At 64.6% G+C, this 13,117-nt stretch carries 12 protein-coding genes; 6 read left to right on the forward strand and 6 right to left on the reverse strand.

What is annotated here, in order from left to right; genetic code table 11:
* Window positions 1-323 precede the first annotated feature (323 nt).
* The gene (locus C9424_RS13890; RefSeq protein WP_116767401.1) at window positions 324-1,136 is read left to right on the forward strand and encodes an MBL fold metallo-hydrolase; all 813 of its coding nucleotides are present in this window, start codon (window positions 324-326) and stop codon (window positions 1,134-1,136) included.
* An 84-nt stretch (window positions 1,137-1,220) separates the two neighbouring features.
* On the opposite strand, the gene C9424_RS22080 is transcribed toward C9424_RS13890, so the two are convergent.
* Window positions 1,221-1,352, reverse strand: a complete 132-nt coding sequence (locus C9424_RS22080; RefSeq protein ID WP_272914149.1) for a hypothetical protein — start codon at window positions 1,350-1,352, stop codon at window positions 1,221-1,223.
* Between the two features lie 111 nt (window positions 1,353-1,463).
* Here C9424_RS22080 and C9424_RS13895 point away from each other — a divergent pair, with 111 nt between their 5' ends.
* Window positions 1,464-3,134: a serine hydrolase gene (locus tag C9424_RS13895; RefSeq protein WP_237563459.1), complete on the forward strand. Its 1,671-nt coding sequence runs from the start codon at window positions 1,464-1,466 to the stop codon at window positions 3,132-3,134.
* A 281-nt stretch (window positions 3,135-3,415) separates the two neighbouring features.
* Here C9424_RS13895 and C9424_RS13900 read toward each other — a convergent pair whose 3' ends face one another.
* On the reverse strand, window positions 3,416-3,739 hold the full coding sequence (locus C9424_RS13900; RefSeq protein ID WP_116767402.1) for a hypothetical protein: 324 nt from the start codon (window positions 3,737-3,739) through the stop codon (window positions 3,416-3,418).
* A gap of 93 nt (window positions 3,740-3,832) precedes the next feature.
* A complete protein-coding gene (locus tag C9424_RS13905) occupies window positions 3,833-5,296 on the reverse strand; it encodes a protein adenylyltransferase SelO (RefSeq protein WP_116767403.1) in 1,464 nt (487 codons plus the stop codon).
* Window positions 5,297-5,900: 604 nt separating this feature from the next.
* Here C9424_RS13905 and C9424_RS13910 point away from each other — a divergent pair.
* Window positions 5,901-6,356 (forward strand): nucleoside deaminase, encoded by a 456-nt coding sequence (locus C9424_RS13910; RefSeq protein ID WP_116767404.1) that lies wholly within the window; start codon window positions 5,901-5,903, stop codon window positions 6,354-6,356.
* A 318-nt stretch (window positions 6,357-6,674) separates the two neighbouring features.
* Here C9424_RS13910 and C9424_RS13915 read toward each other — a convergent pair whose 3' ends face one another.
* Window positions 6,675-7,406 carry a lytic transglycosylase domain-containing protein gene (locus C9424_RS13915; RefSeq protein ID WP_237563460.1) on the reverse strand — a complete coding sequence of 244 codons (732 nt, stop codon included), beginning with the start codon at window positions 7,404-7,406 and terminating at the stop codon, window positions 6,675-6,677.
* A gap of 54 nt (window positions 7,407-7,460) precedes the next feature.
* Here C9424_RS13915 and C9424_RS22085 point away from each other — a divergent pair, with 54 nt between their 5' ends.
* Window positions 7,461-7,883 carry an FCD domain-containing protein gene (locus tag C9424_RS22085; RefSeq protein ID WP_202615878.1) on the forward strand — a complete coding sequence of 141 codons (423 nt, stop codon included), beginning with the start codon at window positions 7,461-7,463 and terminating at the stop codon, window positions 7,881-7,883.
* A 103-nt stretch (window positions 7,884-7,986) separates the two neighbouring features.
* Window positions 7,987-8,127, forward strand: a complete 141-nt coding sequence (locus tag C9424_RS21460; protein ID WP_161958234.1) for a hypothetical protein — start codon at window positions 7,987-7,989, stop codon at window positions 8,125-8,127.
* Window positions 8,128-8,212: 85 nt separating this feature from the next.
* On the opposite strand, the gene C9424_RS13925 is transcribed toward C9424_RS21460, so the two are convergent.
* The gene (locus C9424_RS13925; RefSeq protein WP_116767407.1) at window positions 8,213-9,541 is read right to left on the reverse strand and encodes an aspartate aminotransferase family protein; all 1,329 of its coding nucleotides are present in this window, start codon (window positions 9,539-9,541) and stop codon (window positions 8,213-8,215) included.
* A 125-nt stretch (window positions 9,542-9,666) separates the two neighbouring features.
* Here C9424_RS13925 and C9424_RS13930 point away from each other — a divergent pair, with 125 nt between their 5' ends.
* Window positions 9,667-11,214 (forward strand): PucR family transcriptional regulator, encoded by a 1,548-nt coding sequence (locus C9424_RS13930; RefSeq protein ID WP_116767408.1) that lies wholly within the window; start codon window positions 9,667-9,669, stop codon window positions 11,212-11,214.
* A 36-nt stretch (window positions 11,215-11,250) separates the two neighbouring features.
* Here C9424_RS13930 and C9424_RS13935 read toward each other — a convergent pair whose 3' ends face one another.
* Window positions 11,251-12,747: a CoA-acylating methylmalonate-semialdehyde dehydrogenase gene (locus C9424_RS13935; protein ID WP_442862043.1), complete on the reverse strand. Its 1,497-nt coding sequence runs from the start codon at window positions 12,745-12,747 to the stop codon at window positions 11,251-11,253.
* Window positions 12,748-13,117 lie beyond the last annotated feature (370 nt).

Here is a 13,117-nt window from a genome sequence, read left to right on the forward strand (position 1 = left end):
GTCCACACTTTAAAGCAAAAGCCCCTCGGACGAGGAGTGCTGTGCCCGAGGTGGGACTCGAAACTGCATTTCCTCCCCTGCAAACACTGGACTCCCCCGGAAACACGCGGAATTCGGTCCGATCCAACTCCAGTACGACCACGTCCGGAGCTCAAAGTGTGTACGTTGTTCACACTTCCCCGCCCACAACCTGGATGAGACGGAATGAGGTCCTGATCTCTCTTCCTAGGAGACTTTCGCGTGCCATAGTCTGGGCACGCCAGCCTGCGGCCGAAGGTGAAAAGGCGGAAAGCAGGACAGAAGACGCGTAGAAGGGACCAACCATGCTGATCTGTGCAACCTGCGCCGTCGAACGCGACGAACCTACCCCGGGGGTCTGCCCGATTTGCGCCGATGAGCGGCAGTACGTGCCCGAGGACGGCCAAAAATGGCTCACGCTGGACGGCCTGGCGCAGGAGGGCCAGCAGACAGTGTTGAAGGAGAACGAGCCGGGACTGACCGGGATCACGACGGAGCCCAAAGTCGGGATCGGCCAGACCGCCCAGCTTGTGGTGACACACGAGGGTTCGCTGCTGTGGGATCCGGTCGGATATGTCGATGACAGCGCTGTGCAGGCAGTCCTCGAGCGGGGCCCGGTCCTGGCGATCGCCGCTAGCCATCCACACATGTTTGGTGTGCAGGTCGAATGGTCGCATCGGCTCGGTGGCGTCCCCGTACTTGTGGTGGACGCGGACCGGGGATGGCTGGGACGCGATGATCCGGTCATCGAATGCTGGTCCGGCAGTCAAGCTATCGCCGAAGGGTTGACACTGCACCAGACCGGCGGACACTTCCCGGGCAGCGCGGTGGTGAACTGGGCCGCAGGGGCCGGCGGCAGAGGAGTTCTGCTGACCGGTGACAGCGTGTATCCGAACCCGGACCGCCGCTCCATCGCCTTCATGCGCAGCTACCCGAATCATTTTCCGCTATCCGGCGCGGTGGCTTTGCGAATCGCCGCGCAGCTGGGAGAGCTCACGTTCGACCGGATCTACGGCAACTTCAACAATGTAATCGCCTCCGGCGCAAAGGCCATTCTTCACGATTCAGCCCAACGGCACGCTGCTTGGGCGCGAGGAGACTTCGACCATATGACCTGAACCGCCGTCTGCACGAGTGCTTGGAGCGCCTGCCCCTGGCCGTTGTGGCGGTTGCGGACGGCTGAGATGTGCTGCCTTGGATGATTAGTGGAAGTGCTTGAGGAAGCCTTGGGCCTGTTCCTTTTTCTTGAGGAGGAGGAGTCGTCGCTGGCCAGGAAACAGTGTGGTGGTGGCGATCTTCTCGGACTTGGCGGCCCGGCCGCCCCGCGGATCCATCAGCCGAAATACTCGTCTCGAACGGCGGCTTGGGTCCATCATGGGGAGAAGGCGTCAGCTCGGCGTTCCAGACGTGTTGGGGGTATGTCCATGAACCACAGGAATTCATTCGTGCTGCCGATCAGCTCGGTGCCAGCTGACCGCCGCTCGCTGTTGAAGGCAGTCGGCGTCGGAGCTGCGGGCATGGCAGGGATGCCGCTGCTGGCCGCCTGCACCGACCAAAGAGCCAGTCAATCTGGCGCCTCCGGCACGCCGTCGGCCTCGCTCCTGCCGGCACCGGAACCACAAGTCAAACCGCTCCTGGACCAACAGAAGGTCAATGACGCCGTTGCCAAGCTTGACGGGATAGTCCAAGGGGCCATGGACAGCACCGGAGTCCCCGGAATCGCGGTGGCAGTGGTCTACCGGGACCAGGTGCTGTACGCCAAGGGCTTCGGCGTGCGGGAGTCGGGCAAGCCCGAGACAGTCGACGCGGACACGGTCTTTCAACTGGCCTCGGTGTCCAAACCGCTGGCTTCCACGGTGGCGGCCGTAGCCGTGGGCCGCAAGGCCATCTCCTGGACTGACCCGGTGATCATGCACAGTCCGGGGTTCGCCCTCAAAGACCCTTTCGTTACGGCAAACGCCACGATGGCGGACCTCTTGTCCCATCAAAGCGGACTGCGGACGGGAGCGGGTGATCTGCTGGAAGACCTCGCATTCGACCAGTCCTACATTCTCAGCCACCTCAACCAGCAACCGCTCGAGACATTCAGGTCAAGCTACAACTACAGCAACTTCGGCTACACCTCCGGCGCCAAGGCCGCTGCCGATGCCATGAAAATGCCATGGGCAGACCTCGCCGAAGACGTGTTGTTCAAACCCCTTGGCATGACCTCCACCAGCTACCGCCATGCCGACTACCAAAAAGCGACTAACAGGGCTCTCATCCATGTGCCCGCCGGCAACAAGACCTGGGTCGCCAAATACAGCCGGGACGCCGACGCCGAAGCACCCGCCGGCGGCGCCAGCTCCTCCGTGAATGACCTGGCCCGCTGGATCCGCCTGCAGCTCGCCAACGGCAGTTTTGAAGGCAAGGACGTTGTAGACCCTGACGAGCTTGGCGTCACGCATGTCCCGCACGCGGTGTCGGGCCTTCCCGCGACACCGGCCGCCCGCACCCGCTTCTACGGCCTGGGCTGGAACGTCTCCTACGACGATCACGCCCGGCTCCAACTCGGGCACTCAGGAGCCTTCAACCTCGGTGCCGCGACTGCCGTCTCCATGCTGCCGGGCGAGCAGCTGGGCATCTTGGCCCTGACGAACGGCCGTCCGCAGGGCATTCCGGAAGCCATCTGCGCCGCATTCCTGGACACCGCCCAGAACGGCGCCGCGACAGTTGACTGGTTCGGATTCACCGCGGGCGTCTTCCAGAAGATCGACGAGGCGGACAAGCCAAAAGTCGACTACTCCCAGGCGCCCGCACAGGCCAAACCGGCGCGGGGCAGCGACTTCTACATAGGCAGATATGCGAACCCCTACTACGGCCCGCTCAGCGTCGCGGTGGAGAACGGCGGGTTGTTCATGGAGCTCGGCCCCGCTGGCAGCACCACCAGGTTCCCCCTCAACCACTTCGACGGCGATACCTTCAGCTTTGAATCCATCGGGGAGAACGCCAACGGCCTCGCAGGGGCAATCTTCGCCTCTGCCGCAGGTGCGGCGCCCGGTGCCGGCGGCACGGCGTCGAGCGTGAGGCTCGACTTCTACGATCCGACCGGACTGGGCACCTTCACCCGTGGCTGATTCCGGCCTCCGGGAACGCCTTCCGTAGGCTTCCAAGGCACACATTGCCCGGAGCCAAGTTACCCAAGCCGATCAACAAACGCTCGCCCAAGGACGACGAGTCTGCCGGGTTCAGGACTCTCGCAGAAGTGGCGATCAACCGTATCCCGCAGCGGACCGGGATCTTTGCCGTGGCCGCCAGCCGGAATCGTGAATGCGGACAGATCCTAGGAGGCCGTGGTCTCTAGGTTCACCCGGCGGTCCCCGGCACACCGTTACTGATCCTGGATACGGTCACAGGGCTACGTGTTGAGGTCCCAGTGGACACGGATTGCCTCTGCAATCGGTCCGGCCGTGACTTCGACTCGCAGAGCAACGGGCGCGGTCCCTGTCTCTTCGATAACAGCGTCGTGGTAAACGCGGCCGCATGAGGGACACAGGGTGTAGATATCCTCGTCCTCAGGCCATGCAGCCAGCCCCGCGGGCACGGGAGTGTTTGCGTCGTTGTGAACGGGAATGCCTTGTGAGTTGGCCTGAATCAATCCCTGGTTGCTGACGGTATTGCCGCATACGCAGGTGATGGTGGTGACGTCATGATCGATGACCTCAGCGAATTCGGTGTCCATGATGAGCTCCCCGGTGTTGGAAGAAAGCGTTCTGTCGTAGATTGTGCCTGCGGACCCAGCTGCAGGGGTCGTGCCGCATCCTGCTTCAGCGGTTCAGGTTCCGCAGAACGTCCGGTAAGGGCCGAAGCTTTCCGGGGCGGCGGCGGCGTAGTGCTCGAGACCAGGCCGCTCGTCAAAGGGTGAGGCTACTGCGTCCATCAACCGTTCCAACGGACCCGTATTCCCGCCGGTAGCGGCAGCCAGGGCCTCCTCCACCAGGTGGTTCCGCGGGATGTAGACGGGGTTGACCCGGTCCATGGCGTCAGCGTCCGGCGCGAAGGCACGCCAGCGCCTCGCCCAGGCATCGAACCCTGCCGGGTTCAGAAGCTGGCCGCGTGCAGGTTCGGCCTGGCCGCGGGCGGCTTGGCCGAGATGACGGAAAAACGTTGTGTAGTCCGCCCTTGACTCCTGAACCAGAGCCACCAGTTCGTCCACAAGAGGCGAGGTCACCTCATCGTCGAGCCCTTCACGGAACCCCAGCTTGGCCTTCATTCCTGCCGACCAGGCTTCACTGTACTGCCGGCGGAACCCCCTAAGTGCTTCCATCGCGAGCTCCACCGCCTGCTCCTGGTCATCGTGGAGCAGAGGCAGGAGAGACTCTGCGAGCCGGGCAAGGTTCCACTCCGCCACCACCGGCTGATTGCGGTAGGCATACCGTCCGGTCTCGTCGATCGAACTGTAGACGGCGGCGGGGTCGAACCCTTCCATGAAGGCACACGGCCCGAAGTCGAGGGTTTCGCCCGAGATCGTCATGTTGTCGGTGTTCATGACCCCGTGAACGAACCCTACGAGCATCCACCGGGCCACCAGTGAAGCCTGGGCTGATATGACCGCCTGGAATAGTGCGAGATAACGGTTCTCGGCGTCCGCGGCGACCCGGTAATGACGGGTTAGTGCGTATTCGGCGAGGCGGCGAAGGAGTCCTACGTCGCCCGTGGCCCGGGCGTACTGGAAGCTCCCCACACGCAGGTGGCTGCTGGCAACCCGAGTAAGAACGGCGCCTGGCAGGAGCGTCTCGCGCTGCACCGAACGCCCCGTCGCGACGACGGCGAGGGATCGCGTGGTGGGGATGTTCAGCGCGTGCATTGACTCGCTCACGATGTATTCGCGCAGCATAGGACCGACCGCTGCCTGGCCGTCGCCGTTTCGCGCAAACGGCGTGCGTCCTGATCCCTTGAGATGGATGTCGCGGAGCTGCCCGTCCGCGTGCCCGATCTCGCCGAGCAGCAGTGCGCGCCCGTCGCCGAGACGGGGTGCGTACCAGCCAAACTGGTGGCCGGCGTAGGCCTGTGCCACCGGGCTGGACTCCCCAGGGATGGCGTTGCCGATCAGCAGACGCAGACCCTCAGGGCTCCTGAGAAAGGCCGGATCGAGACCTAGCTCGGTGGCAAGGTGCTCGTTGAGCACCAGAAGGTGCGGGTCGGGAGCCTCCTGCGCGCGCCACGGAATGGCCATCTCCCTGAACTCCCGGGCGAAGCGGCCATCAAATGTGACGGTTGAATGCGCGATGTCACTCATCTATTAAGGATACGGGCGACACTGTCAGCAATGTCGCCTGGCCGGATCCGCTCGCCGCCGCAAGGCGATCCACTGCAGCGCTCAAGGTCAGCTGCCGCAACACTGCGAATCGGTGTGGACAACACGGCTGCCCTGGTTCTCATGAGTGCCGCGAACAGTCCTGACACACTACATGCGGATGTCCCGCCGGATTCTTCGGAGAGGCATGTCACACAGACTGCATGGGCGCATGAACTCGTGTCAGCAGAAGTAGGCAACGCGAGGGTCGCGGATGAGCCACGGAATCACACGGACAAGGGTGTGGACCCTGTACACCCCCTCTTGGCCGGACAAACGTCCGCCGCCCGCTCCCCCAAAGCAACTGAGAGGGCGAACCGGGCGAAACATCTTCAAGGAGATTTCCTGCACGTCATGTCAACACCACAACCCCACGGCATGAATAGGTACAAGACCAATCACGCACACCAGACCACGCCAGAAAGGAGACCCGGATGACCCCACATCCCAGCAGGCGGAGGGTCCACTAGCTGCTGCGGTTGAACCTCGATGCCACGCTACGAGCGCCCACCGACAATTAGAACGCACGCCAATTTAGACTGCACCCATGAACGAAACTCACAGAACCAACACAGACCCGGCTTTCGAAGCTGCCTACGAGGCAGCACAAAAGAGTCTCCGAGAGGGCGGCATCCCGATCGGCGCTGCCTTGGCCCGCGGCGGGGAAGTGGTTGCCAGCGGCCACAACGAGCGTGTCCAGCATGGTGATCCAATCGCCCACGGCGAGATGTCTGCGCTGCGGGCTGCCGGACGCCAGAAGAGCTACCGGGACACGACCCTCTACACCACTCTGGCACCGTGTGCGATGTGTACCGGGACCATCATCCAGTTCAAGATTCCGCGCGTGGTGGTGGGCGAGGCCGAGACGTTCCCCGGCGAATTCGATCTCCTGCGCTCACGTGGCGTCGAAGTGGTGGTGTTGAACGATACCCGATGCGTCGAGATGATGCGCGCCTTCCAGGATGAACACCCTGAGCTGTGGGCGCAGGACATCGCCGAGTAATCAGCAGCAGAACGGAAGAACGGTGAAAGGGGTCGCGACCATGCCAAAGCCATCGAGTGCCGCGATATCATGTGCCTGTCGCCTGGCGGTCCAATATCCACCCAGCCCCGTTGGCGCGCACCGAGCTCGTCCGACGCCGGGAATCCTCGACGACGGCGACCGGCGCCTTCGCTTCAGACCAGTTGCGCCCGGTCGCCCGTCCGATGACGCGCCAGAGGAATCTGGGTGTGGAAGACAGGGCCAAACTCGCCAGCCGCTTGAAACACCTGGATTCGCCCGCCCCTGGCATTCACCGCCATGGGCCTTCAGCCCGTGGACTCATTCGGCGGTGCCCGTCTTCGCGGCGTATGCAGTGGCTTGGGCCCGCACCTGGCGAATGTAGGGATCGGACTGGTTGTAGGAGTAGATGGCGTCCGTCCACCCTTGCGCGGTTGTGAGGTCACGTCCGTGGCCGCACAGATAGGTCGCCGCGCTGAGGGCGGCGTCGTCAATATTGAACGGGTCGGCTTTTCCGTCCCCGTTCCCGTCCCGCCCTACAAGATGCCAGGTGGAGGGAATGAACTGCATGGGTCCGACGGCGTGGTCCCAGCGGGCGTCGCCGTCCAGGGCACCCGCATCCGTATCGGCGATGGTGGCGAATCCGGCACCATTGAGGCTCGGGCCCACAATTGGGCCGCTCGCCTGCCCTGCGGTGTTAAGGCTGCCGCCGCCGTAGGTTCCGTGCGCGGATTCGACAAAGCCGACAGCTGCCACGGTGTTCCAACCGATCCCGCACATCGGAGCGGAATCGTTGGCCGTGGCTGCCGCAGCAACGTAGGCCCGGAGCGCGCGGGCAGGGATCCCGGTCTGCGCGGCAGCCCGGATGAGCCACTGGGCATCCGGGCTCCGGGTTACGTTCACTGCGGTGGTGATGCCGGCGGAGAACATTTCGAGTTTCGCCCCCGCGCGCGGCGGTGGAGAGAGGGCGCCGCGGACGTCTGCGCCGGCCTGCCGAGTTGCCCAGAACGAGAACGCGGTGATGACGCAAACCGCGAACAGGCTGAAAACCATAAGGCGTTTTAGACGGAGCACGGACTAATCAAACCATCCAAACTCCGTGACTGGTTGACGAAACGGTTCTCATCGGAGCAAGGACGCCGTCGGGTCGGTCGCGGGTGCTTTGGCCGGCCACGCGGACCTGGCACCAAACGCTCCATAGGCACCACGGCGTCCCACCGTTCCGCCACGTCGTCGGCCATTCCCCGGCGGCATTCGCACATTGCTTTCCACCGCAGCTTCTGGGAAGCGTCGGAGAATGCTTTGCTGCCTCGACTGTGGCCGGTCACTGAAGCGCACTTGACCATTGCCCTGGCCGAGGACAAGGCCACGCGCGCGGATCCGGTCCGCGCACATGAAGTGCATGCACAACTCGTCGCCACCTTGCGAACCGGCGATATGGCGGCCATAGAAGCGGCCTTCACGACGCACACCATGGACAGCGCCGAGGAACTGATTGCGCTGCTGAGCGGAGACGACAAAACAGTATGAGGATATTGGTCATCGGAGCGAGCGGGCTTCCGGGAACGGCCGCTGCCAGCGCGCTGGAAGGGCGCCACGAGGTTCTCCCGCCCCCCGGTCCGGAGAAGTCGAGGTGGATCTGGCAAGTTCAGCGACCATCGCGAATATGTTCGACCGCGTCGGCAAGGCGGACGCCGTCGTAGCATGCACTGGGATCCTCGAATCGTTTGTGATGGCCACGGCTGCCGAGCTTCCCCCGGCTCGTCGTAACTGACCGTCCCGGCCCGGAAGCAACCACGACGCCGGCCGGTCGTCGCCTAAGGCGACCGGCCGGCGTTGCACTTTCTCGGTTTGTGGGGCTAGTTCACTGCGGAGAGTGCTTCGTCGTAGATGTCCAGGGCCCTCCGGACTTCCTCGGGTGTGACGACTGCCGGCGGGACGACGTGGATGCGGTTGTCGGCGATGAAGGGCAGGAGCCCGCGGTTCAGGAGTTCAGCTTTGACGCGCCCCATGTAGGCGGGGGTGACGGGCTGGCGGGTCTGCTGGTCCTGGACGAGCTCGAGGGCCCAGAAGACGCCGCGTCCGCGGACTTCTCCGATGACCGGGTGGCGGGCGGCGAGGGCGGCCAGGCCTGGCGTGAGGTGGTCGCGGCCGATGTGTGCGGCGTTTTCCACGATGTTGTCCTCTTCGAAGGCGTCGATGGAGGCGACGATGGAGGCGGCCGCGAGGGGGTGGCCGGAGTAGGTCAGTCCTCCGGGGAACACCCGCTCATCGAACGTGGCAGATATATCCTCGGAGATGATGACACCGCCGACGGGGACGTAGCCTGAGTTGACGCCCTTGGCGAAGGTGATCAGGTCCGGCTTGACGTTGTAGGCGTCCAGGGCAAACCAGTCGCCGGTGCGGCCGAACCCTGCCATGACTTCGTCGAGGATCAGCATGATGCCGTGCTGGTCGCAGAGGGCGCGGACGCCTTCCAGGTACCCGGGCGGCGGGAGCAGGATGCCGGCGGTGCCGGGAATGGTTTCCAGGAGCACTGCCGCCACGGACTGCGGTCCCTCGAGTTCAATCGTGCGGCGCAGGTGCTGCAGCGCGCGCTCGGACTCCTGTTGCGGCGTCTCCGCCCAGAACTCAGAGCGGTACAGGTAGGGTCCGAAGACGTGGACGTGGCCGCGGGAGTACTCGTTGGGGATCCTCCGCCAGTCGCCGGTGGCCACGATCGCGGCTCCCGTATTGCCGTGGTAGGACCGGTACCGGGAGATCACCTTGTCCCGTCCGGTGTGCAGGCGTGCCATGCGGATGGCGTTCTCGTTGGCGTCGGCGCCGCCGTTGGTGAAGAAGATCTTGTTCATGCCTGCCGGTGCGTGGGCCAGGATCCGCTCAGCGGCCAGCCCGCGGGTGTGGTTGGCGTGGGCCGGGGCAACGGTGACCAGGGCGTCGGCCTGCTGTTTGATTGCCTCGATCACGCGGGGGTGCTGGTGCCCGATGTTCGTGTTGACCAGCTGGCTGGAGAAATCCAGGTAGGTCCGGCCGTCATGGTCCCAGACAGTGCTCCCCGAACCGCCGGCAATGACCAGGGGGTTGAGGGCGCCCTGTGCCGACCAGGAGTGGAAGACGTTCGCCCGGTCCAGGGCGATCACGTCCGAGTTGGTGATAGGTGCGGCTAGAGCGGTCCGGCTGTGGGCCATGATGGTTCCTCTCGGGGACGGTGTAGTGCGTTCCCCTTCATAGTCCGCCGCAACACCCGGTCATGTCCTTGTACATTTGTATACTCGTGGCTATGAGGTTCGACGATCCGGCAGGGGTGGCCTAAGTGCTGCCCACCATTAACGCCCTGCTGCACACCCGGGCCCTGAATCTGCGGCTCGTGGTCCCCGACCCGGCCAGTCCGGCATTGGACGCGCCTGTGTCCTGGGTGCACAGCTCGGATCTGGATGACCCGACGCCGTTTCTTGACCCGGGACAGTTGCTGCTGACCGACGGGACGCAGTTCCCGGTCAGCGAAGCGGCCGCCGACGCATATGGCAGCTACGTCAGGCGCCTGGTGGACCACGGAATCTGTGGCCTGGGCTTTGCCACCCAGGTGATCCATGGAGTGCTTCCGGAAGGACTGGTAGCGGCTTGCCGCGAGCAGGGCCTGCCTCTGCTGGAGGTGCCGGACCGCACGCCGTTCATTGCCGTTATCCGCACGGTGGCGGACTGGCTGGCGAAGGAGCAGAACGCCAGGTCCGAGTGGTCACTCCAGGCGCAGCGGGCGATCGCCCGGGCGGCGCTGCGCCCGGACGGGCTGCGGTCGATCCTTGCGGAGCTGGAGCGGCAGCTTCATTGCTGGGTTGCCCTGTTTGATGCTGCGGGAAACCACCTCCTGATGCCCAACAGCCGCCCGGTGCCGTCGGATCTGATGCCGGCGGTCCGGGAAGCCGTACTGCGCGCACTGGAGCAGGGCAACAGGTCCGTGGCCCAGCTGACGGTGGAAGACCAGCAGGTCACCCTGCAGACCCTGGGCCGGCGGCACAGTCTCAGGGGGGTCCTGGCCCTGGGTGCCATCGAGCCGCTGGATCCGGCCCGCACGGACATCATCAACAGTGTGATCGCGCTGGCCAGCCTCGCGCTGGAGCAGGCGCGGACACTGGACACGGCGCGCAGGCACCTGCGATCGGGTGTGTTTGAGCAGATGCTCTCCGGAAACACCGAGGTGGCCGCGCGGACGGCACGGCAGGTGTGGGGAAAGCTGCCCGGCGAACCGGTAGTCGTGACGGTGGCCCAGCCGCCGCGGCAGGGACAGAACCTGTTTGAGGCCCTGGAGCTGCTTTCCGATGACCACCGCGGCGCGGTTTTCTACGCACAGCGGGGTGAAACGGTCGTCGTGCTTGCCAATCCGGTGCACCAGCTGGAGGTGGAGGCGGTCCTGGGAAGATATGGCGCCAGGGCCGGGACGTCGGCAGAGACTGCCTTTGATGGCCTGCTGCGGGGCGTGAAGGAAGGCGAGAAGGCACTGGTCCGGGCGACCGAGTTGTCACGGGCGGTGGTCACCTTCGCGGATATTGCAGGTGGCGGCATGCTTGGGCTGCTCCCGCGGGAGGAAGCTGAATCGGTGGCACGCCGGCTCGTGGATCCACTGGTGAAGCACGACGACGTGGAACAGTCACAGCTGCTGCCGACAGTTGCTGCGTGGCTGGCCAATAACTGTGTCTGGGACCGTACCGCGCGCCAGTTGGGCGTGCACCGGCACACGTTGCGGAACAGGGTTGCGGCTGCGGGCAGCATCCTGGGTCTGAACCTGGACGGGCTGCGGGACCGGCTGGAACTGTTCACGGCGCTCCAGTTCCTGGAGATGGACGAGGGGCACCCGGAGCGCTGAACGCGCCGCGTGCCCCTCAGTCGGTGACGCCGGGACTCAGTTCTGGGGGAAGCCCAGGTTGATTCCGCCGTGGCTGGGGTCGAGCCAGCGGGACGTGATGGCTTTTTCCTGGGTGAAGAACTGGAAGCCCTGGATGCCGTAGGCTTTGGCGCTTCCAAAGATGGAGGCCTTGAACCCTCCGAAGGAGTAGTAGGCCACCGGGACGGGGATGGGCACGTTAATGCCCACCATGCCCACCTGGACTTCATTCTGGAAGCGGCGGGCCGCGCCGCCGTCGTTGGTGAAGATCGCTGTTCCGTTGCCGAATGCGCCGGAGTTGATCAGTTCCAGGCCCTCTTCGTAGGAGCTGACGCGGACCACGGACAGGACCGGCCCGAAGATCTCCTCCTGGTAGACGCGCGAGGTCACCGGCACGTCGTCAATCAACGTCGGGCCGAGCCAGAAGCCGTTCTCGTCGCCGTCGACCTTGATGTTCCGGCCGTCCACCACGACTTTGGCGCCGTCGGTCTCGGCAAGGTCAATGTAGGAGGCGACCTTGTCCCGGTGTTGCCGGGTGACCAGGGGGCCCATGTCGCAGTTCCTGCGTCCGTCACCGACCTTGAGCGTGGCCATGCGGGAGGTGATCTTTTCGATCAGCTGGTCCGCCACCGGTTCCACGGCGACAATGACGCTGATGGCCATGCACCGCTCCCCCGCCGAGCCGAATCCTGCGTTGATGGCCGCGTCCGCGGTGAGCTCGAGATCGGCATCCGGGAGAACGAGCATGTGGTTCTTGGCGCCGCCGAGGGCTTGGACGCGCTTGCCGTGGCGGGCCGCGGATTCGTAGATGTACTGGGCGATGGGGGTGGAACCGACGAAGGAGATCGCCTTGACGTCCGGGTGCTGCAGCAGTCCGTCCACGGCTTCCTTATCGCCGTGCAGGACGTTGAAGACACCGTCCGGAAGGCCGGCTTCGGTGAAGAGCGCAGCGAGCCAGTTGGCAGCGGACGGGTCTTTCTCGCTGGGCTTCAGGACAACAGTGTTGCCTGCCGCGATGGCGATGGGGAAGAACCAGAGCGGCACCATGGCCGGGAAGTTGAACGGGCTGATGATGCCCACGACGCCCAGCGGTGACTTGGTGGAGTAGACATCTACGCCGCTGGAGACGTTCTCGGAGTGCTCGCCCTTGATCAGGTGCGGGAAGCCGGTGGCCAACTCGACGACTTCCAGGCCGCGGCTGATTTCGCCGAGGGCGTCGAAAACCACTTTGCCGTGCTCCGAGGTGATGATCCCGGCCAGTTCGCCCTTTCGCTCATTGAGCAGCTCCCGGAACCGGAAGATGATCTGCTGGCGCCTGGTGATGGACAGGTCCCGCCATGCGGGGAATGCCTTGTGGGCCGAGGAGATTGCCGCCTCGATGTCCGCGGCGGAGCCGAGCCCGACCACTTTGGTCTCCTTGCCGAGGGCCGGATCAAACACCGGGGCCGTACGGTCGCCCGACGAGGGCATCTCCTGTCCGCCGACAAAGTGCGGGACAACCTGCAGTTCGTTGATATCAGACACAGTCTTCTCTTTCTACGGTGGGGAGGCGATGGAAATCATCTGTTGCCACCGTAAGCGCACGCCCGCGCCCGCAGTGCTATACAAATGTCCATCACGGAGAACACCGCTTACCAAAGGTCCAAGGACCGACCGGTCCGCCGCCGCCTTAGTGTAGGGCCCAGTCTTCCGGGGGATCGAATCAGGCGCCCTATGCGAATGGACGTAGTCGTATCCGATCCCCGCGTCCCTAGACCTGCTCGGAACGGCCGTGGGCGCGCCAGCCGCCGCGGTCGAGGATGCGCCAGTTCACGTTCGGCACTCGTGCGCCCGGCGAAGACCCCGGGCCGGCACGAGCGGTCCCGCAGCCGGGCGGCCGGGATCG

The sequence above is a fragment of the Arthrobacter sp. H-02-3 genome (genome assembly GCF_003097355.1).
Classification (GTDB): Bacteria; Actinomycetota; Actinomycetes; order Actinomycetales; family Micrococcaceae; genus Arthrobacter; species Arthrobacter humicola.

What these genes read in the sequence shown, in the direction of transcription:
- C9424_RS13915 (WP_237563460.1), bottom strand. Translation starts at nt 7,406, where the DNA reads ATGGTTTTCAGCCTGTTCGCGGTTTGCGTCATCACCGCGTTCTCGTTC.
- C9424_RS13925 (WP_116767407.1), bottom strand. Translation starts at nt 9,541, where the DNA reads ATGGCCCACAGCCGGACCGCTCTAGCCGCACCTATCACCAACTCGGAC.
- C9424_RS22080 (WP_272914149.1), bottom strand. Translation starts at nt 1,352, where the DNA reads ATGGATCCGCGGGGCGGCCGGGCCGCCAAGTCCGAGAAGATCGCCACC.
- C9424_RS13890 (WP_116767401.1), top strand. Translation starts at nt 324, where the DNA reads ATGCTGATCTGTGCAACCTGCGCCGTCGAACGCGACGAACCTACCCCG.
- C9424_RS13900 (WP_116767402.1), bottom strand. Translation starts at nt 3,739, where the DNA reads ATGGACACCGAATTCGCTGAGGTCATCGATCATGACGTCACCACCATC.
- C9424_RS13905 (WP_116767403.1), bottom strand. Translation starts at nt 5,296, where the DNA reads ATGAGTGACATCGCGCATTCAACCGTCACATTTGATGGCCGCTTCGCC.
- C9424_RS13910 (WP_116767404.1), top strand. Translation starts at nt 5,901, where the DNA reads ATGAACGAAACTCACAGAACCAACACAGACCCGGCTTTCGAAGCTGCC.